General features: G+C 31.9%; 1 pseudogene. It reads left to right on the top strand.

Annotated elements, in window-relative coordinates:
• Window positions 1-56: 56 nt before the first annotated feature.
• Window positions 57-1,219, top strand: a pseudogene (locus F6K37_RS42830) (IS4 family transposase); the annotation flags it as partial.
• Between the last annotated feature and the right edge of the window lie 99 nt (window positions 1,220-1,318).

Genomic DNA, 1,318 nt, shown 5'->3' on the forward strand with positions numbered 1-1,318 from the left:
AAATTATGGTAAAAAAAGATAGGTCATAAATTGTCAATACGACCTACCAATCGAGAATGAGACAAGAATTATATCAAAAACATCTAAAAAATCTACTTTCCGAATCTCAATTATTGTTTTTTTCTATTGTAGTAATTCTTATACAAGATATCAAAAATGTTAAACTAGAGAAAATTGCCGAGTCATTACCTTTACCTATTAAATTTAGTTCAAGACGTAAAAAAATACAGAGATTTTTGTCATTACCAATATTTCAGATCAAATTATTGTGGTTTCCAATTATTCGAGAATGGCTCAAACAAACATTTACTAAACAATCAACAATCTATTTGGCTATCGATAGAACTAATTGGAAGAACAAAAATTTATTGATGATTAGTATAATTTACAAGAAACGAGCAATTCCCGTTTATTTTGAACTACTATCAAAGTTGGGAGCCAGCAATTTATCAGAGCAAAAACAACTAATATCAAATATTATAGGTCTGTTTGAAAACTATCAAGTTGTGGTTTTAGGAGACCGAGAGTTTTGTTCGGTTAAATTGGCTCAATGGCTAGATACACAAGGGTTTCAATTTTGTTTGAGACTAAAAGAATCGGAACAAATTGAACTAAAAAATTCTGGGTGGGTTTCCTTGAAAAATTGTGGTTTAAAACCGGGAAAATCTTTATTTTTTAAAAATGTTAAAGTTACAAAAACCAAAAAAATTAAAGGATTTAGTGTTGCCTGTAAATGGAAAAAGAGTTATCGAAGATCTGTGACAAAAGAAGGTTGGTTTATTATAACAAATATGAGCAGTACTTCGGAAGCAATCGAAGCTTATAAAAAACGCTTTGATATTGAAGAGATGTTCCGAGACTATAAGAGCGGGGGATATAATATGGAAGGCAGCAATGTTGTCGGACAACGCTTTATTTCTTTAGTTATTTTAATATCTTTTGCTTATTTAACTGCCACTATTGCAGGAGAAATAATTAATAAAAAAGGAGTTCAAAAATATGTAGCTAGAGTTAAATAATATGGGCGATTAACTAAAAGGCATAGCAGTTTTTATATTGGGCTTTATGGGCAAAACTGGATTAATTTTATGGATAAGTGTTGGGAATTAGTTGAAAATTTGATGCGTTTAAGTCGTCATAAGCTCGATAATTATTTACAAGGTATGAGAGCTATGAAGCTTATACAGTCTACTTTTTAGCTCTCATGTCGCCCCCCCAGCCTGAAAGCAGGAGGAGTAGAAGCTTTCAAGGAAGCCATAGACCATCCTTTGGTGAATATTTTGATGGCTACAATTGATGGCTGGAGCGAGGTTTAGTT

Origin of the sequence: Moorena sp. SIO4E2, assembly GCF_010671945.1 — a bacterium.
GTDB classification, from domain to species: domain Bacteria; phylum Cyanobacteriota; class Cyanobacteriia; order Cyanobacteriales; family Coleofasciculaceae; genus Moorena; species Moorena producens.